Origin of the sequence: Paraburkholderia sediminicola (assembly GCF_902859805.1) — a bacterium.
Taxonomy (GTDB): Bacteria; Pseudomonadota; Gammaproteobacteria; order Burkholderiales; family Burkholderiaceae; genus Paraburkholderia; species Paraburkholderia sediminicola.
Genome location: NZ_CADIKC010000022.1, coordinates 57,013 through 77,983, shown reverse-complemented (window position 1 = coordinate 77,983; position 20,971 = coordinate 57,013). Strand labels below are relative to the sequence as shown.

Below are 20,971 nucleotides of genomic sequence, written 5' to 3'. Positions count from 1 at the left end.
GGCGTAGCCTGATCTCGAACACTCACGCTACAATCCATGCACCTCGCAGCACCGCCCTCCAGCTTGTTCGACTTCACCGAAACGAGCGTTCGCCTTCCCCGAAATCCGCACTCAAGGATTTGAACTTCATTACACCAATTCCGGCTTCGGCACTGGCGAGCAAGAAATTCCTGCAGATTCTCGCGTCAGTTGCGACCGTGGGACTCGTCGAGCCGGTGGCCGTTATCGAAGATTCCAACCACGCGGGCTCGTTCCGGGTGCTGGACGGCCGGCTTCGGGTCGAAGCCCTTCGCCGTCTGAACCGGGACGATGCTCCGTGCATGACAGCGACCGACGACGAGTCTTATACCTACAACAGACACATCAGTCGCCTCACGCCGGTACAGGACGCGCGAATGATTGCCCGCGCTATAGAACATGGCGTTTCCCGGGAGCGTATCGCGACGGTTCTCGGCATCAGTAAGAACACAGTCCGCCAGAAAGCCGTGATGCTGGACGGTATCTGCCGGGAAGCCCAAGCCTTACTCGCAGACAAGAACTGCCCAGGCAAGACGTTTTCCGCGCTGAAGTCGATGCGCCCTCCGCGTCAGGTTGAGGCGGCCGAGTTGATGTGCGGCCAGGGAAACTTTGCGTCCACATTCGCGCGCGCAATCCTGGCAGCGACGCCACCTGAACTGCTTGAGCCAACCCGATACAAACGGAAGACCGGTGACCTTGGCGAACAGTTGGCACATCTGGAAAGAGAGCTTGCCAGCCTGCAATCCCAGGTCGGGATGATTGAGGAGAGTTATGGTGTCAACCACCTTCACCTTTCGGTCGCAGCCAGCTACGTATCTACACTGATGGCAAACGAGGTAATCGCCCAATGGCTGATCGAGCAGTATCCTGAATATTCATCGCAATTCCAGACGATTGCGAATGAGGCAGACAGCGCGCATGAACCCCGTCGTCCGATCAAATTGCCGTTCAGGCGTCGCGCACCTGCGAGTCGGGTGCCGACCTGAGCGCCCGCGTCCCTGCGCCATTGCGTGCCGCACAATACGTACGCATGTCGACTGACCACCCCTCTGAAAGGACAGCCGCCCGCTCGCAAAGCGGACATTCCGATCCCGCAACGGTCTCCCCTCAGCCGCCTTTCATAATACGGGCATCGCGCGAAAATTCGTGCGCCTTCAGCACTAGGCGTATTGTCTTGATCAGCAGATCGGCTTCCCGTGTGGTCAGGTAGATCGACGCTTCGCTGCCATCAGGCACCACCTCGTCCCCGTCTAATTCACCAGCACTCGCCTCTTTCGCATCGACCTCAAGTTCGTCCTCAAGCTGATGCAACTGCGTCAAGTCGCGGTTGGCCGCCATGTCGAACGGCAGGCTGTGGCCGCGCACTGCCTCATGCAGGCATACGCAATGCGAACCTCGCAAAGCCGCGTTCGGCAGAACGCGACCCGTAGCGGTCGACAACGCCATGCTTTCGAATGACAGGTGATGTCCGACGCTTGCGGTGGGGCGGCTCGCCGATTGCTTGTCGACAGGCAGAGAGCACAAGAATCGAGGCTATTTCAAGGCACGAGAAAAAAGCGACGCAGTCCGAACTTCAATTCCGGAGAAGCTCACCGTCAACTGTGCTGTGCGTCCCAAACTACGTTGCCAAAAATCTGGTCCCATTGCAATCGGCGGGATTCGATGTCACGATCTACTCATCTATTGCCGAACCCCTTAAAACCGCGCCCTAGAGTAAATATAAATGGAAATTTATGACCTCCCCCGATTTAAAGCCGCACTGCAAAATAATTTTATTTTTATTCTCACATCAAATAGCAAAGAAAAAGGCGCGGTTAATGAGATCATTAAATATAGAAAGTCTGTGCCTTGCGCTTTCCCAAGTCACGGACTTTATATCGGCTTCCTAGGCGATCGACCTGTAGTTCATCTATCGGGTACCAGCGGAATTTCGGAGAAGGATTCAATCTCACGCATTGCAACTCAATTTCTGTCCGACTCAAACCTCCCGTCGCCATGCTTGGTAATTCTTGTCGGATTTTGTTGGGGGCGACCCGATTTGACGAAGATCGGCGACGTCCTTGTGAGTCGTGAAATTTTATCTTTGAATTATTCCATTTCCGCCGCGAAGGCTTCGAAAAGGAGACCGTCACCGTTCAAGAGTTCACTTCTATTTAGCGACGAGTTGCAGGAAGAGTTGGTCAAGACGGAGGCTGCAAGGCGAGATATCGTTGTTCATTGCGGACCACTTGCCAGTTTGGAGACGCTCCTAACTGACGATGTCGCCAGAAATGAAATATTGGAGTATCGAATGGATACCGTGGGAGGTGAGATGGAGGCGTTTGGTTTTGTACCGAGCTGTCAATTGCCGTGGATTGTTGTGAAAGCTGTTTCGGATTTTGGAGACAGTGATTTTTCGCGCAAATCACAAGCTGATGCAGCCAGAGCAGCAGCGTCGTTTATCGAACCCTTGACGGATATCTTGGTGAAGTTTGATGCGCTGCCAGCGCCGCGACGCACTTCCGAAGTTGCTGCACTTGAGGACTTGTTGGTGGGGGCGACTCTGAGAATCGAAGTCGACGATCAAATTCTGATTAATTTAAATACATTTCTAAATGACATTATAGGGCCACGCGTCGATTTCAAGCTTTCGCAATATTGTTCTGCACATGAATATGGTTCGAGCTTCGCTCGCCATTTCTGCGATCTTTTGCTTGAAGTGACTCAAAATTCAATATTGCATGGAAAAAGCAAATTCGTTGATCTAAAATTTTCCGCAGAAAAAATTGAAATAATTGATGAGGGAGGTGAATTTGATTTGGAAAATCTTCCGCATCAATCAAACGGACGAGGCGGTACCAAGGCGTGGCAACGCACTCTCGACGAATATATTTCAAAAAATCTGATTGAATATAAATTCATCAGAAGAAAAAATATAAATCAATACACATTTTCACTTATTAAATCCTTGGCAATTTTGATTGAGGCAAAAAAGCACTGCACTGCGTCTTTTACCCCGGATGCCTTCAACATTATTATGCCGAGCAAGGATGTATTTGTATTTGACGAGAAGTGCAGCGGAGTATACATCAACGTTAGCTCGATTAGAATGTCATCTCGACGCATCAGAATCTTCAACGCGGTGAAAGAACTTCTAGACGAAGGAAAATACGTGCTGATCGCTTGCAATGATCAGAAGGAAGTAGAAGAGCTCGCGGAAGAGTTGATAGGCCTTAAGGGCGAAAATTTAAAAATATTTGTTGACTCGGACATCGTTGGATAATCGCAGCGCAAGCTGAATATGGATCACAATCGTGCGAGCGCACTGTTGCCCGTACAACGGGCGATGAACGTTCTGACAATCCCGTATTTTAGCCAACTTGCTTGAATCGGCCATTCGCGCTGCTAGTTTGAGCATCCGAAATTGGCCGGTCTGTGCCTATTGGCGATCGGTAGCACACGACCCTGAACGGTCAGATGCCGCTCTCCGAAGCGGCCACTCAACGCACTGAATAACGCTATTCAGTTTTGTCGGACCCCGCGAGGAAATGCTCCCAGAGGCACTCATGCCTTCCAGATTCCGGCGGGTGCAACCGCGGTGCGCCGAACTACAGGATGCCTAGGCTGACACACGATGTCACCCCCAACATCGTGCCGGCCGTGCGCGCTAGCACACAGAGCACCGGTCGATGCCGCTGCAGATCCGCGGACCACCTTTGCATCAGAACCTCCTGTAATGCGTTTCCGGTTAAGACATCGAAAACTTTGCATTTCCGCGAAAAATCCCAGTAGCCGCGGTGTGGCGGAAAGGAGGTTTTGCTCCAAAAACGCTCACCATTCTCCCGAACAGTACTGGCCCATCCTCGGCGTCTGACGGTTGTGACATACTCTGGCGGACAACCAGGCGCCGGGTGCTGGAATGGATTTATCGGACGCCGCAACACCATTGAACTACGTCGAATTCCCGGTCTCGTATTTCGCTTCTCGCAAACATCGAATCTCGAATCGCGGAGCTGACCATGGCGAACTGGCATCAGGAATTCGTAGAGAACGTACGTAAGCGGAGTTGCGGGTATTGGGTACTCGTAGTGGCGATGACGGTTATAGGTTTCCTGTTTTCGGAATACCTTCCGGAATTTCGCGTCGGCGTTGTGACCGGCATCCAAGGATTCGTAGACGGCGTACTTAATCGAACGCCTGGGTCCACCTCCGCGTGGACGAGCGCTGCCGTGCTTATCGACGATCCAGCCTACTACGGGGTATTTCAGGACCGAACTCCGCTCAGAAGAGACTTGCTAGGGGATTTGACAAAAAATCTATGCGACGCTGGCGCTCGCGTAGTAGGTCTGGATATGACAATTGGCGCGACAAACTCCAGTTCACCTGATCCTTACGCATCAGAAACGACTGCATTTCGAAGTGACGTTCGAGCCGCGCTGAACGAGAGATCGCTTTGCAGGATAGTCCTCGCAGTCGATATCGACCACGGCAAGCGCGTAAATCAGCTTGTAAATCCTGGCGACTTCAATTCAGAGCGCGTCACTGAAGGCGACTCGAATTTACCTGAAGACCAGCGACAGATTCCTACCCATCGACCGATTGACAATGGCGCGGAGGAAGATTCGTTCGGGTGGGCCGCGGTTCGTGCATACCTAGCGAGCCACAACGAGATTCCGACCGAAGATCCAGGTGGCGACTACCCCTCCGCAACCTTTGTCGACGCTAGCGAACTCGCGCAGCGCGGTCGTCTACTCTACGCCCAAAACGTCCTTGCGAGCACGTGCGGCACTGATTCCGGGGCGTCAGAGTCTCGAGTACAGGAGTGCAGTGCGCTTCAGGCGCAAGTCGAAGGCAAGGTCATTCTGGTCGGAGGTGCCTGGCACCCCGACGGAGCAGGCATGGGGGAACTCATTGACCGATGGCCAACTCCGCTTGGAAAAATGTCCGGCGTCTTGATTCACCTGAATTATGTAGAAGACGCTCTTCAGACACACCTCGTTTTCCCGACCCCGAACCTACTAGATCGACTTATCGAAGTATTAATTTGCGTGGTTCTTGCTCTGGTCACGGCCGGGCTCGAGTCAACCGTTGCCCGACTTATTTTTCTTGGTGTTGCCTGTTTCGTGCTTTTCTCGACCGAATATATCTCCTGGCTAGTCTATTGGCGTTTTTTTGACAGCACGATTCCAGTGATTGCTTTAGTCGGACATTCTCTTCTTCACAAAAAAGCAGAAGCTTTTGTTGAGCCGCGATGGCCCAAGCTTCTCGAAACGCGTTGTTTCCGAAAGAAACCCCCTGCGGAAGCGGCTTCACGACCCAGCAGGCCCGAGACACCGGCAATTGGTCCCCAAAAGGATGCCTCATGATTTCCAAGCAATATACCGTCTCCATTTGCTTCGCAATCGCTTTGCCGACGATGTTCGCGACGAATTCAGCGCTCGCGGAAAGCGCCGCGGCCTCCCCGCCTCCGACTGCGCCGACCAAGCAATCCCCAACCGGCCCAGCTAGGCAGTATCCTGGAGCAACATCTCACATCCCGAAAACCCCACCCGGTGCGAAGGGTAAGCGGTCGGAAATTCACGCCCGCGTCATCGCCGCACTTCACGGGACTCAAGGCATCGACGTCGAAAACATACAAGTCCGCTCCTTCGGTGGCGCCGTGACGCTGAATGGGACAGTCCCAAGTCAGATCGAGATGAACAAGGCTGGAGAAGTTGCCGCTGAGGTCAGTGGCGTTACTTCGGTTAAGAATAAGCTTACGATCCGAGAATCGGGAGACGACACTGGTGCCAAGAACTAGACTCAACAAACGCATCCTGCGCATGCATCGCCCTATACTCCTGCCCTTCGTGGCGAACCCAAGGTCGCGGCTGATACGAGACTACTGGTGGCCATACTCCTCAGTCTGCTGGCCGCTCACGCGGCCGTCGGCGAACTCGCGGACGCGGTATCGCCGAAGGACTATCAGGACAGACCATGAGACCTCGCGTCAGCCAGAAGGTCACTGATTAAACGCAACGCGATGCTTCGTTAATAATTCCGGGCATGTGGATATGATGCTGGCTCGGAACTTCGACAACCAACGGCCGCAATCAGCGGTTGGTTGGAATCGCCGACGGATCGTCAAGAAAGTTCAAAGTTAAATGAACCAAACGTCGGATAGTTCAAACTTAAGTGACCCAAGGGTTCAAAGTTACCTGAGCAGCAAGTTCGGGGAGCCTTATCGTAGCGGCATGTCGAGTTCAAAGTTAAATGAATCTCGACATCGGTGTCGAGATTCGCTCACGCCTGAACCTCGCACCGCCGCGAAGACCGGAAATTCCGGAAGGATCACCTTTAAATACAGCAGGTTATCCGTTCGCACTCGCCACCATCAAATTACGCCTTGCCCGCTCGCGGGCGGCCATTCCTGGGTCCGGCAATCGAAATAGGTGCGTAATCCCCGGACCAGGGAAATCCCTTGCCCCGTCGACAATCGAGATGTTTCGGTCAAACCGTGACCGGATGTCCGTGCGGCTGATGCAATAGACCTGCAGATTAACTTGCATCCTGGTTAAATACTGTATAAATTTACAGTACTGTTTTTATATACAGGATCGGTCATGAACCAGCTCATCCGCATCTTGAACGACGGTGATCGCGAAACGCTCGCGTGGTTGCGCAAGCACGTCGGAGACGTGCGCGTGGCTGCCGCTGCGCGGCATCTCGGAGGCAACGGCAAGCCATACCTCTCAGCGGTGTGCCGCTATCTCGGCGTACGTCCGCCAACGCCTCATCAACGTATCCGGCCTGTTGAAGACTGTACGGTCGGCGATAACTATCTTGCCCAGATCCGCCAGGTGTTGGCACAGCGAAACCCGGCGCTGTCGAAGCATCAACTTTGATGCTGCGCGCTGCTGCGAGTCCTCAGGAAAATAACAGTATGAACAACGACTCTGCTCTTGATATGGATGTCCACGACATCAATCCCGTCGCCCTTGAACGCGCACTTCGCAGCGCGTCGCTCGACCTCCAGCAGATCATTGCCACGGTCGCGGGTCGCCATCTCAACAGTGGCCGTCGCCGTTACTCAAGCAGCGCGCAATTGCCGACCTGGCGCACGCTGCTGACAATCGACGAACAGGTCTTTGAGAATCGGGGCTTCCTGGCAAGGCATAACGAGACAATCCGCTCTACGTTTATCCGGTTTGAGGATAGCCGTTTGTCCGGGATGGATCTCGACGAACCCGTCGACTGGCGGCGTGACGACGACAACCTGCCAGCCGTGTACCTGCTCGTGCGCGCGTTGGTGCAGGCCGACGCTACTAATGCAGCCACTCAGGACTGATGTGCCAATTCAACTGTGAACTCCCGATCACCATCCGGCCGCCATCGAAACAGTAACGTTTCAAGATCGCCGATCAAAAGTTCAGTCGAGTAAACAGCAACAAAAAAGCCCGCGTGACGCGGGCTTTCTTTAGTGCATCTATCGATTAGAACTTGTGGCGGATACCCACGGTTACAGTAGCCTGCTTGTTGGAACCCGAATCGCCGGTTGCCGAGCCGATAACAGCGACTGCTGCCGTGCCCGACGAGTCTTGTGTTCCCGATGCAGTCGTGTACGCTGCCCACGCGTAGAAATCCGTACGCTTGCTGATCGAGTAGTCCGCTGCAACAGCGAACTGGTTGTACTTTGCCGACGAGCTGCCGCTCGACTTCAGGTACACGTAGCCAATCTCTGTCTGCAGCGGCGCCGAGACCTGCCATACGGCGTACACCGAACCCGTGTTGTACTTTTCGGTCTGCGTGAACTTGGAACTTGCGTCTGCAGTGTATTCGGCATGGCTGTAGTAGCCACCCAGGGTCACCGAGCCGAACACGTAGTTGCCGCCGATACGCGCATTGTTGATCGACGCCGCAGTGGAATACGCTGCGTTGACAGCGGTGTTGAACAACGAATCCCACGTCGTCGTACCGCGGTTCGCGCCATTGCCGTTGCTCAGGTGATAGTAGCCCGCTGCCAGGTTGACGGGACCGTTGCTGTATGCCGCTGCGGCAGCATAGCTCTGACCCGAGCCCGTCGCGCCAGCCACGCCGCCCAGCGAATACATGGTTTCGAACTGGAAGCCGGACCAGGTCGGCGACGTATACTTGATCGAGTTATTGACCCGCGCGCTGTTGTCGGCGTTGTCGATGTCGCCCGGCGAGATGAACACGCCACCGAGGAAGCCATCGCCCTGCACCGGCTGAACCAGATCAACCAGCGGATCGTATTGACGACCGGCCGTGAGCGTACCCCACTTGTCGCTGCTCAGGCCAACGAACGCTTGACGGCCAAACATGCGGCTACCCTGGCCGAGCTTGCCGTTGGTCGAATTAAAACCGTTCTCCACCTGGAAGATTGTTTTCAGGCCACCACCGAGATCTTCTGAGCCTTTCAAGCCCCAACGACTGCCGGACTCGTTGCCCGAGGTCATGCTGAAGGACTTGCTGCCGCCGTCGTTTGAAACGTAAGTCAAACCCGTATCGACGATGCCGTACAGCGTGACGCTGTTTTGTGCGTGAGCTACGCCAGTTGCGCCAAGCATTGCCAGCGAAAGAGTTGCCAGTGTGGTCTTCTTCATCTGCGTCCTTAAGTTTGTGTTGATGAACCTGCGGAGCGCAGAATAACTGGCGGTAAAACGTGATCGAAAATAGTGTTGGGTAAACACGACCAAAAATTAGGAATGGAAACTTTCTGCATCTTTCACTTTCTGGATCTTTCTCGCAGGCAAAAAAAAGCTATGCAACTTCGCATAGCTAAGGTCTGGACCTGCGTGGATTACAACAAAGGAAAAGACATCCAGACGAGCGCAAATTTAATGTCCGCGTTCTGGAAAGTAAATAAGCGAAGTGGGCAATTTCATTTCCAAACCTTCCCGTCTTTCTTTCGTCATCTTGCAGTTGCAAGCGTGCCTGCACCGGCGGCGTCGGTGTCGAAAAATTCAAGCGGTATGCGATAAACGGATAAGCGCGGGCTTAGCTGCCGCACGCATGAATCAGGAACTGCTGGAATGCCAACGCCGGCGCATCGAGTGTTGCGCCCTTGCGCCACAACATCCCCGCATCCATCTGCGGGATCGCATTGAGAATCGGCCGTGCGTCGATCCGCTTGCCTTCCAGCGACCAGGGCCGAAACACCATATCCGACAGGATCGTCACGCCGAAGCCATGCGCCACCAGTCCGCGCAACGCCTCCATTGAACTCGTGCGAAATGCGATATTCGGCTCGACGCCGTTCTCTTTCCAGTAACGCAGCGTCGCTCGTTCGCTCTCGTCGACCGTGATGAGGATATACGGATACGCCGCAATGTCCGCGAGCGAAGGCGAGTTCACCTGTGCCAGCGGATGCGTCGGCGCCGTCCACAACTGACGCCGCGAACGGATCAGCACGTGATGCTGAAACCGTTTGAGATGATCCACATTGGACAGCAACGCCACACCCAGATCGATGTCGCCGTCGAGTATGGCCTGCTCGATCTCGGGACGATCGGCGTCGCGCAGATCCAGTTCGACGTGCGGGTAAGTCGCACGAAACCGCCCCAACAGTTCCGGCAGGAAATAACCGAGCAAGGTGTACGAGGCAGCAATCCGCACCGTGCCCTTAAGGTCGTGTGAGCGAAACGGCGCCTTGTAGATCGCGTCGCGTACCGAATCGAGGATGTGACGTGCGTGATTGAGAAAGTCCTGCCCGTCCGGCGTCAGCGCAACACCTTGCGGCAGGCGTTCGAAGAGCCGGGTTCCCAGCGTCTCCTCCAGCGCAAGTACCGCATTGGTAATCGCGGATTGCGACACGTGTTCGGTCGCCGCCGCCATCGAAAACTGCCCGTTCTGCGCGGCCGCAACGAAGTAACGCATCTGCCGCAATGTGACGTCTTTTGACATGTGTTTTTCGCATAGCAGGGTTCGGTATTTGTGATTTTACGATGGGAATTCGGCTTCCTATACTCGCCAGGACAATAAAGCTATCGGAGACGCCGCCCATGAACGCCCCCCTATCGCCCCCGCTGCGCGACGCGCTTGCCACCGTTTCACTCGACGACAAATACACGCTTGAGAAAGGCCGCGTTTACATGAGCGGCACCCAGGCGCTGGTCCGCTTGCCGATGCTGCAGAAGGAACGGGACCGTCGCGCGGGATTGAACACGGCGGGTTATGTGTCGGGCTATCGCGGCTCTCCGCTCGGGGCGTTCGACCAGGCGCTGTGGAAAGCGAAGAAGCATCTGAAGGAACACGACGTCGTGTTCCAGCCAGGGGTTAACGAGGATCTCGCCGCTACCGCTGTGTGGGGCACGCAGCAACTCAATCTGTGGCCCGACGCGAAAGTCGATGGCGTATTCGGCATGTGGTACGGCAAGGGGCCGGGTGTCGATCGCACCGGCGACGTCTTCAAGCATGCCAACTCGGCGGGCACCGATCAGCATGGCGGCGTGCTGGTGCTGGCGGGCGACGATCACGCGGCGAAGTCGTCGACCGTTGCGCACCAGTCGGAACATATGTTTGTTGCGAGCGGCATCCCGGTGCTCTATCCGGCGAGCGTGCAGGAATATCTCGACTATGGCCTGCACGGCTGGGCCATGAGCCGCTATTCCGGTCTATGGGTCGCGATGAAATGCGTGACGGACGTCGTAGAGGCCAGCGCGTCGATCGACATCGATCCGGACCGCTTGCAGATCGTGTTGCCGGATGACTTCGAGATGCCGGAAGGCGGCTTGAACATCCGCTGGCCCGATCCGCCGCTCGCGCAGGAAGCGCGTCTACTCAACCACAAGTGGTATGCGGCGCTCGCCTATGTGCGCGCGAACAAACTGAACCGCGTGGTGATCGATAGCCCGACGCCGCGCCTTGGCATCATGACCGCGGGCAAAGCCTATCTCGACGTGCGTCAGGCGCTGGCGGATCTCTCGCTCGACGACGATACCTGCGCACGGATCGGCATTCGCGTGCTCAAGGTGGGTTGCGTGTGGCCGCTCGATGCGCAGAACGCCCGCGATTTTGCGACGGGACTCGACGAGATTCTGGTGGTCGAAGAGAAACGCCAGATCCTCGAATACGCGCTGAAGGAAGAGCTTTACAACTGGCGCGACGACGTGCGCCCGAAGGTATTCGGCAAGTTCGATCAACGCGACGACGCCGGCGGCGAGTGGTCAGTCCCGCGCGGCCAGGCGCTGTTGCCGATGCAATATGAGCTATCGCCGGCGCTGATCGCGAAGGCGATTGCGCGGCGTCTCGCGAAAGCCGATTTGCCCGCAGACGTACGCGCCCGGATCGAAGCACGCATCGCCATCATCGAAGCGAAGGAACGCGACGCTGCCACGCCGCGCACCGTCACAGAACGGCAACCGTGGTTCTGCTCGGGCTGCCCGCACAATACGTCGACGCGCGTCCCCGAAGGCTCACGCGCGCTGGCCGGCATCGGCTGCCACTACATGACCATATGGATGGACCGCAACACGGAAACCTTCAGCCAGATGGGCGGCGAAGGGGTGGCGTGGACAGGCCAGATGCACTTCACCAACGAACGTCACGTGTTCGCGAATCTTGGCGACGGTACATATTTTCACTCGGGCTTGCTGGCAATCCGCGCCTCGATCGCGGCCGGTGCGAATATCACCTACAAGATCCTCTATAACGATGCGGTCGCGATGACCGGCGGCCAACCCATCGACGGCGTGCTGACGGTGCCACAGATCGCGTTCCAGGTGACGACCGAAGGGGCGAAGCAGGTGCTCGTCGTCACCGACCAGCCCGAAAAATACGCTACCGGCGTACGCTTGCCGGAAGGCGTGAAGGTGTATCACCGCGACGAGCTCGATCGTCTGCAACGGGAGTTGCGCGAAGTCGCGGGCACCACGATCCTGATCTATGACCAGACCTGCGCGACCGAAAAGCGTCGGCGCCGCAAACGCGGCACTTATCCGGATCCGGCCAAGCGGGCGTTCATTAATGACGCCGTCTGCGAAGGCTGTGGCGACTGCTCGGTGAAATCGAATTGCCTGTCTGTCGAACCGCTGCAAACGCCGCAAGGCACCAAGCGCAAGATCAATCAGTCGTCGTGCAACAAAGACTTCTCGTGCGTGAACGGCTTTTGCCCGAGCTTCGTCACCGCTGAAGGCGCGCAGTTGAAGAAGCCGGCGAAGACGGCCAGTGGAGCCGCGCTTCCGGACTTCACCGCACTGCCGCGCCCGGAGATCGCAGGTCTTGCCAAACCCTATGGCGTGCTCGTAACAGGTGTCGGCGGCACCGGTGTCGTGACGATCGGCGGCCTGCTCGGCATGGCCGCGCATCTCGAGAATAAAGGTGTGAGCGTGCTCGACATGGCGGGCCTCGCGCAAAAAGGCGGTGCTGTACTGAGCCACGTACAGATCGCAGCCACGCCACACGAGTTGCACGCTACCCGCATCGCGACCGGCGAAGCGCGCCTGATTCTGGGCTGCGACGCGATCGTATCGGCATCCGCCGAAGTGCTGGCCCGCACGCAACGCGGTGTCACCAAGGCGGCGATCAACAGCGGCGCAACGCCGACCGCGCAATTCGTGCGCGATCCGCAGTGGGCCTTTCCCGGCGATCAGATCCAGGGCGACCTGCGCGAGAGCATCGGCGAGGACTGCGACTTCATCGACGCCAATCGCCTCGCGCTCGCATTGCTTGGCGACACGCTGTACGCGAATCCGCTGCTGCTGGGTTTCGCGTGGCAACGCGGCTGGCTGCCGGTCAGCTACGAAAGCCTCGAGCGTGCCATCGAACTGAACGGCGTGGCGGTCGACAAGAATCGCCTCGCGTTCGAATGGGGCCGCTTTGTCGCGCAGCATGGCGAAGCAGCAACCGATGCATTCGCGCCACGCGCCAATCAGCAACAGGCAATCGTCGTGCAGATGCCTGAGTCATTGGAGCGGCTCATCGAGCGTAACGTCGAACTGTTAAGCCTCTATCAGAATGAGCAGTATGCCGCGCGCTATCGAGCGGTAGTCGAACAGATGCGAGCCAAGGAAACCTCGTTCAGCGCGGGCTCGAAACTACGCCTCACGCCAGTGGTAGCACGCAATCTGGCCAAGCTGATGACCTACAAGGACGAATACGAGGTTGCGCGCCTCTATGCCGACCCGGCGTACTTCGACAAACTGCGGGCACAGTTCGAAGGCGAGCCTGGCCGCGACTACAAACTCGGCTTCTACCTCGCTCCGCCGCTGCTGGCGAAACGCGACGAACACGGTCACCTGAAAAAGCAACGCTTCGGGCAATGGACACTCCCGATGTTCCGCGTGCTCGCGAAGCTCAAGTTCCTGCGCGGCGGTGCGTTCGACGTGTTCGGCAAGACCGCTGAGCGACGCGGTGAACGCGCCCTGATCGACCAGTACATCGCGTTGATCGAGGAGTTCTGTCGCACGCTGGACAACGACCGTCTGGACGTAGCGATGCGGCTTGCCAATCTCCCCGACGAGATTCGCGGTTTCGGCCACGTCAAGGAGCGCAACGTCCTGGCCGCCGCGACGAAACGCGACACATGGCTGGCCGAATATCGCAACGCGGCTGACCAGGTGAACTTCCAACCGGTGAGAAAGGCAATCTGACAACCTGGTCTTTCAATCAGTGTGGCGGCACGCGGCGTCCAGGTAATTCCCCTGGCTTTTAGCCGCGTTTGCCGCCTTTTCGCGCCGGAGTGTCTTGATTCGACTGCAGGATGGCGTTTTCGCGCGCTATACGACGCCTTGCGCCGACAGTGCGCGGTGCTACCCTCAAGAAAGCAGCCTTCGCGGAAGTGAGCCGCCGTTCAGCGGCAAAATCAGCAGCCACGAGAACATACCGCGAAGCGCGATTGCCGGCGAACGGCGAAACATCGCTGCGGGAGCGACTGCGATGGGAATCAGAACATATACGGCATTGACGCTATGGGTGTTTAGCAGTGCTGCTTTCGCATGGCAGCCGCTCGTTTACCCCATCCGAAGTCAAAGCGCTTATCAGCGCAGCATCGACACCGCGATGTGCTATGCCACTGCCAACAAGCAGACGAAAATCAACATCGCGCACGAATCGCAGCTTCCACCGCGCAAACCTGCGGCAACCAAAACGTCGTCGACAGGTGCCCCGTCGCGGCCACCCTTGCCCCAAAGCAGTTTTTCGGCGACCCCGCCGGGCGCAAGCATGCCAGCGGCCGCAACCGCGCCTGGCGCAAGCGGGGCCGGCGTGAGTACGGCAACGACCGCTGCGGCGACGAAGACAGCAAGCTCGACCACGGCAACTGCAACGACCGCGGCCGCCACGCCGGCATCGGCAACCAGCGCGGACAACGGCGCCTCGGAGACGGCAGCAGCAGGCGCGGCACAGACGGCCGCGGCATCCGGCGTGAAGCTGCCGCCGCTGCCGGCGCCTGAACCGCCAATGACACAGTATTGGGCCGCGTATGGCGCGTGCATGCAAGCGCGGGGTTACGTCGTCGCACAGTAATCCCGATTGCAAGCCTCGCTGCCGTGCCTTGTTCTTGTTGATTGTGGCGCCGGCATTCGACGCCCCTTTGCGAAACGGCAATGCTTAGCGACGTTACTTCCGATCAGCATGATTACCCCCAATGCGAGCACTGCGGTGCGTCGCTAGCCGGTCGCTTTACGCCGTGCACCGAGTGCGGCGCCCGCCCGGTCGATTCGCTCGGCGCGCGCCGCACGGCGCCTCCCCCTTTGAAAATGCCGCTGGGCGATACCCAGCCGATGCTGCCGACCCGGTTGATGACGCCGCGAATCTGGCGCCCGTCTTCGCGAGCGCTGATCGATCCGTATGCCGTCACTAGCGAAACACCGGTCGCCGCCCCCGCCGTCCACAGACTGCGCCAGCCCGTCGTGCTCGGCGTCTCGATGCTGCTTGTGGCGTCCGCCGTGTACCTGGGCTTCATTCACACCAACGACTCGGACGACGGCACCCCTATCGCGGTGTCCGGCAAAGTGAAGACCCAGCACGTCAAGCCGCCGGTTGCGCTCGTTCAGCGGTCCGCGCCGGTCTTCGTTGCTCAACGGCCCGTGAAGCCGCCACCCGTGCGATCTCCTGCCCCGCCAACCGCTGCACCGCCACCGGTTCCGCGGCGCGTGATGACGGCATCGGCCCAGGCGAAACACAATCCCGGCGGCCAGACCTACAACCCGCCCGTCACATCTAACGTAGCCGCGTCAAAGCAGATCAGATCCGCCCGCGCCAATCTGCAGCAGAACAATCTGTCGGCGACGAAAGCGCGCCTGGCCGCAGCCATCGCAGCTCAGCCGGACAACCCCGACGCACTGCGTATGCGCGAAACTGTGACGGCGCGTGAACAGCAGCGGGACGCTCTCTTAAGCGTGGCACGGGGTTGCGGCTATGTCGCACGATGGGCGTGCGTCTGGCACAAGGCCGGCGATGCGCTGCAGGTCGATTCGAGCAGCAAGGAGGCCCAGCGCCTGCTGACCCTCGCGATGCGCGAGACCGAACTGGCGAGCGCGTGGCCGTCGGCGCCCGCGCCCGAGACGACATCCGATGAACGCAGCTCCGCCATCAGCCACCATTGAAAGTCAGGTGTCCCGGCGCAAGCAACAGGTAGGGTCAAGCCGAAGAACTAACGGGCCGGCACGGCGAGATGGCTACTGACCTGATGCGCGATTGCCCGATAGCGGGCCGCCGTATCCCTGAGCGTCAGACCGGCAAGCGAGCGTTGCGCCCGCGCCTGCCCTAGCGCCGCGACCACGGCATCTGCATAGCACGGCACATCGTCCGTATCGACTAACTGCACACCGGGAAAACCGTTCGCGAAGGCAAACGACGGAATCCTGCTCGCGACGATCGGGATACCGGAAGCCAACGCTTCAAGAAACGCCACGCTATGCGCCTCGGAACGCGAGGGCATGACAAATACGTTCGACTCCGACAGCACGCTCGCCACATCGGTGCGCGGACCGGCCACCACGACACGGTGGGCGATCCCCAGCTCCTGCACGAGGCCAATGACAGTGCGCTGGTACTCCGGATCTTCGACCACGCCGTACAGCACGAGGCGCGCGTCCGCCACCTGCTCGAGCACCTGACCGAAGGCGCGCACTGTCAGAAGCTGATTCTTCACCGATGCATAGCGTCCGATCTGCACGACCTGGGGCGCCCGGCCGCTATGTCCGGCGCCGTCGGTGAACGCGAAGCGGCCGAGGTCGACGCCGTTGGGCACCACGGTCATTGCAGGATGCGGTCCGATGGCCTGCACGTAATCGGTCATGCCTTGTTGCGATACGCTGATCACGACCCGGGCACGTCCGGACAGAATGTGCTCGACGCGCCGGAACAGCGGCCGCTCGAAATCGTTGGTCGCCGAATGCATGACGTAGACAACCGGCACCCGCAGCGGCAACGCGCGCGCATAAAACGAAGGAATCGTGGCGTGCGCGAAAATCACGTCTGGTTTAAATCGCCGCACTGTGAAGAACAGATTCCACAGTTTGCCCGTGAGGCGCCTGCGCCGTGAAGGAAACCAGCACTGCACGCCGTGCCGCTGCAACTCGTCCTGCAAGGGCAGGAATTCGGCGTGCACAGGCAACAGCGAGGCCACGCACACGGCCATGCCTTCGGCGCTTTGATCGATAGCGAGATCCTTGGCGAGGACTTCGGCGCCCGACAAACGCGGCGCCAGAACCAGATGTAAGACGCGCATCATGAAGTCCTTGCAGTCAGCGTTCTGAACAGCATCCACGCCGCGGCGCAGCCAAGGCCAAGTGTCATGGACCAGGCAATGCCCGTCACGCCCCACCAGTGAACTGCCGCAGGCACGCTCGCCAGCAGCACCACAACCTGAATCAGCGACGCGTGCACCGTCGCCTTCGCGTCACCCACCGCGCGCAGATAAGCGACCAGCACGGCAATCAACGCGCCGATCGCCATATTGATCACGAGAATTCTGAACAGCGGCACCGCAGGCAACCAGGCCGCACCGAGAATCAGCGAGAAGAGCGGTTCTGCGATCAATCTCAGCACCGCGACGAACGCCGTCAGGCCGATCGCGATCACGAGCAGATAAATCTTGATCAGCCGCGATGCAGCCTGCGGACTCCGGCGATGACGTGCCGCGAAGGTGGGAAAGAGGTATTGCGACATTGCGATGGCGGCATCGGCGAGCAGCATCTGCGCAAGCCGCGACGACATCTGATAGCCACCCAGTTGCGCCGGGCCGAGCAGTTTGCCGACCACAACCTTGTCGAACTGATTGAGCAGGAGATTGATCACGCTGCTCGCCCAGATCCAGCGACTGAAGCCGACGTAGTGACCAATGCCCGACCACACGGCGCGGATCGGCGGGCGCGGTTTCATCGTCGCCCAGGTCAGGATGCTTTTCAGACTCTCGCCGGCCACGAGGCCGAGCAGCACCGAAGCCGCACCAGCGCCGAAATACGCGAGCCCCAGACCGACCGAACAATCGACGAATGCCGCCCCGACCTCGACGCCGGCAATATGCTGGAAGCGCCGTTCGCGCTGCACGAGGTAGTAAGTAGGCGATGCGAGACCGCGTAATAGCGGCAGCAGCGCGGCAAGCTGAATCAGCACCAGTGAGCCGTTCAGATGAAACTGACTGCTCAACAATGGTGCAAGCGCGACCAGCAGCAGTGAGATAAGCACGCCGCGCGCGGTCAGCGTCGTCCACACCGCGCCGAGTTGCGACCGCGACGGTGGATGTTCACCTTGAATGACCGCTTGCGCGAGACCCGTATCCGACAACGCCTCGGCAATCGCCACCGCGAGCAAGGCCACGCTCACGCTGCCGATTGCCGCCGGCCCGAGCATCCGGCCAATCGCAAGGAATTTGATTGCTACAAGTCCACGCACAGCGAACTGCTGCAATAGCACCCACGTCGCCGCGCTCGCGCCGAAGCTGGCCGCTATCGAGAGCGCCGGAAGCCTGATCGCCCGCAAGCTGTTTCTCCGTCGAATCGGAGCGCCGTTGGGTCGGCCATAAGCAGCGATTCAATGCATCGCTGCGAAACGCCGCCGGCGCATAAATTGTTAGATTGCACCAGCAAGCTGGCGAGTTTTTTCATCGAACTCCATATACGACCTTACCGCGAGAGGATCGGCAACAACCGCCATCAGCTAGGCCAGTTCAGCCGAAGCCATTGCGCGCTAGTACGTTTACCCACAGAACGGGTCAAATAGACGGATTCACTGCCGCCGCCGATGCTAACGTTGTTCAGCTAGCGCCTCAGACAGCCGGCGCAAGGGTGCTTTTCCACAACGCATTCGACCACTGAAGACCACTGAATCGATGGAACAAGACTACGTCCTGATTGTGGAGCCCAACCTCACCGGCCATCGCTGGCGCTATGTCGAATGGACCATGCAGGCTTGCACGGAAGCCGGCTATCCCTGCATCCTCGCCACGGAATCCGCCAACGAAGACCATCGGCTCGCGAGACAGATCGTCGCCGCGAATCGCGCCGATCTGCAGATCGCATTCGTCGATCCCGAGGAGCGGCCCCGCGGGTTGTTGCCGCAGCCGAACCAGTATTCGCGCTTTCACCGCTATTTCAAACGCGTGCATCGCATCGTAAGCCACGCGCAGCCGATCAGGCTGGTGGTTGTGCCCTATGTGGATTATTTCTTCTATGGGTTGCCGTTCCTCGGTTCGCCTTTTCGCAAGACACCCTGGATCGGCATCACAATGCGCTCGACTTTCCATCACCACAAGGTCGGCATCAAGTCGCCGGATCGACCGATTGTGAATGCTGTCAAGGCGCTGCTTTTCAAGCGCGCCATCCGCTCTGTCGGACTGCGCACACTGCTGACGATCGACCCGACTCTGCCGGAATGGGCCGCGCACAATACTTCGAAAAACAGCGCGGCCGTCACCTATGTGGCTGACCCGTTTCCGGACGAGCACGCGGAAAATCCGGTGCTGGCCCGTGAGCGTCTCGGACTGGATCCCACGCAGCGTTATCTGCTGGTGTACGGATCGATCACCGAACGCAAGGGCATCTACGAACTGGTCCACGCGTTGACGCGTCTGGAGCATGCGCCCACGTTGATCGTCGCCGGTGAACAGGATGCGGGCACGCGCCATTTCATGCGCAATCATGTGCGCAGCCTCACGCCCGCGCCGCTGGTGCTTGACTCGTTCATTGCGAACGACGTGGAGCGCGATCTGTTCTCCGGCTGCGACGCGGTCTGGCTAGGCTACAAGGGACACTACGGTATGAGCGGCGTGCTCGTGCAGGCGTATCGTTTCGGCAAGCCGGTAATCGCAACGGAAGACGGACTGATCGGCTGGTTCAGCCGGCGCTGCGAACTAGGGCCGATTCTGAAAGACCTGAGCTCCGCCTCTATCGGTAAGGCGATCACCGAAACCATGACCTCGTGGCCACACGAGCCCGAGGCCGTTCCGGCCGCACGCGAAGATTTGCTGTCACGGCATACGCTCGGGCAATTCAAGCAGACCTTGCTGCAGCAGATGGCCTGATGCGGCAACGCGCCTTCCTCGACACACCCTCACCTCGGCAGAAACTCAGAGCGGCTGGCGCGTAGCCAGGCCGCCCACGGTTGACCGTACTCAGGACAACTGGCCGCCGGCAACAGGCACTTCTTCGCGCACCGAACTGTTGCGCTTTGCCGGGAACAGCGCGTTGCGCATCAGCAGGAACGGATACTCGATCGCGCGGGTGGTCACGTAGCCGATCGCAAACGCAAACGCGAACTGCGCGGTAAGCGCCACGATCCAGATGACGCTCGGCGCAAGACCCATGGCGGTCATTTTGCGGATCAGCATGTCGCCCGGGGCGAGCGCAAGCGAATGCCACAGGTAAATGCCGTACGAATAGAGGCCGATCCAGGCAATCCCGCGATACACCCACGACGTCTTGAGCGATCCGGAATACTCCAGCACGAACACGATCAGCGCGGCAAAACCGAGCGCCTGAATCGTATAGCCGATGCTTTCGTCGAGCGCGATGTGTTTCGTCGCAAGGGCGAGCCACGCGCACAGCACCACAACGCTCGCGATCAGCAGCCATTTGCGCTTCGCGATCTGGTGATAGACACCAGGTTTCATCCAGTAGATCGCGGACAGAATCACGCCGACCAGCAGACTGTCGATGCGGTATTGCGTGTACGCGAATGCGCCTTCCAGATTGCCGCCCGCCACCGCGAAGCAGCGCGCGGTGAGCACCACCGCGCAGATTCCCGTCAGCACGCCGACGATCGTCCACGCACTGAGGCGCCAACGCGCGAACAGCAACAGCAGCGCCGGCAGGACGAGATAAAAGTGTTCTTCGACCGCGAGGCTCCAGGTCTGGGTAATCGAGGTGCCCAGATAGTTCTGCAGGTGGGTCAGGTTCTGGATCAGAAAGGTATTCCACGGATGGCGCCCGGCCAGCACGTGAAACGCGATCAACACGTAATACGCGGGCCAGATGCGGAAAATTCGCCGGACGATAAAACGCTTGGCGTCGACATTACCGGTTTCGGCATACTGTCGAAGCAACAGGCCGCCAACCAGAAAGCCGCTCAGCGTAAAGAACAGATTGACGCCTTCCCGCCCGAAATTCTTCAGGGGATATTCAACGATTTCAATCAGGAAGTTGCCGGTCTGAACGGCATGAAAGTGAAACCCCATCACCATGATAATGGCGATGCCCCGCACGAAATCCAGCTCGATGGCCCGCCCCGCTGTTGAGGGTCTCGCCCCGCCGAATAATTTCATGTTGTTCTCCCCTGTCACCATTCGTGGGCGCATGTCCCTTTTTGCATCTTCGGTGGCGGCACGCGTGCGTGCGCGCCAACATCAAGGCATTGGCCGACAACATCAGCAAGTGTGCGCGCGTCTTGCAGGGAGCGCCCTTGCCCCTGTCGCCAGAACCCAGGCAAACGGCGACGAAACGGGCCAGGCGCAATGGCCACGCGGGGATATTCCCGCACAATGACCCGATGCGAGACCGTCCGCTTTAGACCGACGGCGGATCGACAGCACGGG

The 20,971-nt window shown here is 58.7% G+C and carries 16 protein-coding genes; 10 read left to right on the top strand and 6 right to left on the bottom strand.

Features of this window, described 5'->3' with window-relative positions; genetic code table 11:
- Positions 1 to 1,004: plasmid partitioning protein RepB C-terminal domain-containing protein (locus R8871_RS37675; RefSeq protein WP_322789534.1), on the top strand; the 1,004-nt coding region annotated here is incomplete at its 5' end.
- A gap of 121 nt (positions 1,005 to 1,125) precedes the next feature.
- Here the strand turns inward: R8871_RS37675 and R8871_RS37670 are convergent.
- A complete protein-coding gene (locus R8871_RS37670; RefSeq protein ID WP_175054970.1) occupies positions 1,126 to 1,464 on the bottom strand; it encodes a hypothetical protein in 339 nt (112 codons plus the stop codon).
- A 277-nt stretch (positions 1,465 to 1,741) separates the two neighbouring features.
- Here R8871_RS37670 and R8871_RS37665 point away from each other — a divergent pair, with 277 nt between their 5' ends.
- The 5 genes from R8871_RS37665 to R8871_RS37645 all read left to right on the top strand — a co-directional run bounded on the left by R8871_RS37665 (position 1,742) and on the right by R8871_RS37645 (position 7,324).
- Positions 1,742 to 3,280: a phosphorylase family protein gene (locus R8871_RS37665; protein WP_175054969.1), complete on the top strand. Its 1,539-nt coding sequence runs from the start codon at positions 1,742 to 1,744 to the stop codon at positions 3,278 to 3,280.
- Between the two features lie 736 nt (positions 3,281 to 4,016).
- Positions 4,017 to 5,363: a CHASE2 domain-containing protein gene (locus R8871_RS37660; protein WP_175054968.1), complete on the top strand. Its 1,347-nt coding sequence runs from the start codon at positions 4,017 to 4,019 to the stop codon at positions 5,361 to 5,363.
- Entirely contained in the window at positions 5,360 to 5,797 is a 438-nt protein-coding gene (locus R8871_RS37655) for a BON domain-containing protein (protein ID WP_246288044.1), read from the top strand. Before R8871_RS37660 ends, R8871_RS37655 begins: the two co-directional genes overlap by 4 nt.
- Positions 5,798 to 6,599: 802 nt before the next feature.
- A complete protein-coding gene (locus R8871_RS37650; RefSeq protein WP_175054967.1) occupies positions 6,600 to 6,881 on the top strand; it encodes a hypothetical protein in 282 nt (93 codons plus the stop codon).
- A gap of 38 nt (positions 6,882 to 6,919) precedes the next feature.
- On the top strand, positions 6,920 to 7,324 hold the full coding sequence (locus tag R8871_RS37645; RefSeq protein WP_175054966.1) for a DUF2471 domain-containing protein: 405 nt from the start codon (positions 6,920 to 6,922) through the stop codon (positions 7,322 to 7,324).
- A 145-nt stretch (positions 7,325 to 7,469) separates the two neighbouring features.
- Here the strand turns inward: R8871_RS37645 and R8871_RS37640 are convergent, their stop codons facing one another.
- Together R8871_RS37640 and R8871_RS37635 are read right to left on the bottom strand one after the other, a co-directional pair.
- Positions 7,470 to 8,600 carry a porin gene (locus R8871_RS37640; RefSeq protein ID WP_175054965.1) on the bottom strand — a complete coding sequence of 377 codons (1,131 nt, stop codon included), beginning with the start codon at positions 8,598 to 8,600 and terminating at the stop codon, positions 7,470 to 7,472.
- A 394-nt stretch (positions 8,601 to 8,994) separates the two neighbouring features.
- Positions 8,995 to 9,900, bottom strand: coding sequence for a LysR family transcriptional regulator (locus R8871_RS37635; RefSeq protein ID WP_093636484.1), 906 nt, complete (start codon positions 9,898 to 9,900; stop codon positions 8,995 to 8,997).
- A gap of 98 nt (positions 9,901 to 9,998) precedes the next feature.
- Between R8871_RS37635 and R8871_RS37630 the strand changes: the two genes are divergently transcribed.
- From R8871_RS37630 to R8871_RS37620, 3 genes are all read left to right on the top strand, one after another.
- The gene (locus R8871_RS37630; RefSeq protein ID WP_175054964.1) at positions 9,999 to 13,586 is read left to right on the top strand and encodes an indolepyruvate ferredoxin oxidoreductase family protein; all 3,588 of its coding nucleotides are present in this window, start codon (positions 9,999 to 10,001) and stop codon (positions 13,584 to 13,586) included.
- A gap of 286 nt (positions 13,587 to 13,872) precedes the next feature.
- Complete coding sequence (locus R8871_RS38625; protein ID WP_246288042.1) at positions 13,873 to 14,460, top strand: hypothetical protein; 588 nt, start codon at positions 13,873 to 13,875, stop codon at positions 14,458 to 14,460.
- 233 nt (positions 14,461 to 14,693) lie between these two features.
- Positions 14,694 to 15,542 (top strand): hypothetical protein, encoded by an 849-nt coding sequence (locus R8871_RS37620; RefSeq protein WP_246288047.1) that lies wholly within the window; start codon positions 14,694 to 14,696, stop codon positions 15,540 to 15,542.
- A 47-nt stretch (positions 15,543 to 15,589) separates the two neighbouring features.
- Here the strand turns inward: R8871_RS37620 and R8871_RS37615 are convergent, their stop codons facing one another.
- A complete protein-coding gene (locus R8871_RS37615) occupies positions 15,590 to 16,669 on the bottom strand; it encodes a glycosyltransferase (RefSeq protein ID WP_175054974.1) in 1,080 nt (359 codons plus the stop codon).
- A complete protein-coding gene (locus R8871_RS37610; protein WP_175054961.1) occupies positions 16,669 to 17,922 on the bottom strand; it encodes an oligosaccharide flippase family protein in 1,254 nt (417 codons plus the stop codon). Before R8871_RS37610 ends, R8871_RS37615 begins: the two co-directional genes overlap by 1 nt.
- Positions 17,923 to 18,271: 349 nt before the next feature.
- On the opposite strand from R8871_RS37610, the gene R8871_RS37605 reads away from it, so the two are divergent.
- On the top strand, positions 18,272 to 19,462 hold the full coding sequence (locus R8871_RS37605) for a glycosyltransferase (protein WP_175054960.1): 1,191 nt from the start codon (positions 18,272 to 18,274) through the stop codon (positions 19,460 to 19,462).
- 90 nt (positions 19,463 to 19,552) lie between these two features.
- Here the strand turns inward: R8871_RS37605 and R8871_RS37600 are convergent, their stop codons facing one another.
- Positions 19,553 to 20,701: an acyltransferase family protein gene (locus R8871_RS37600; protein WP_175054959.1), complete on the bottom strand. Its 1,149-nt coding sequence runs from the start codon at positions 20,699 to 20,701 to the stop codon at positions 19,553 to 19,555.
- Between the last annotated feature and the right edge of the window lie 270 nt (positions 20,702 to 20,971).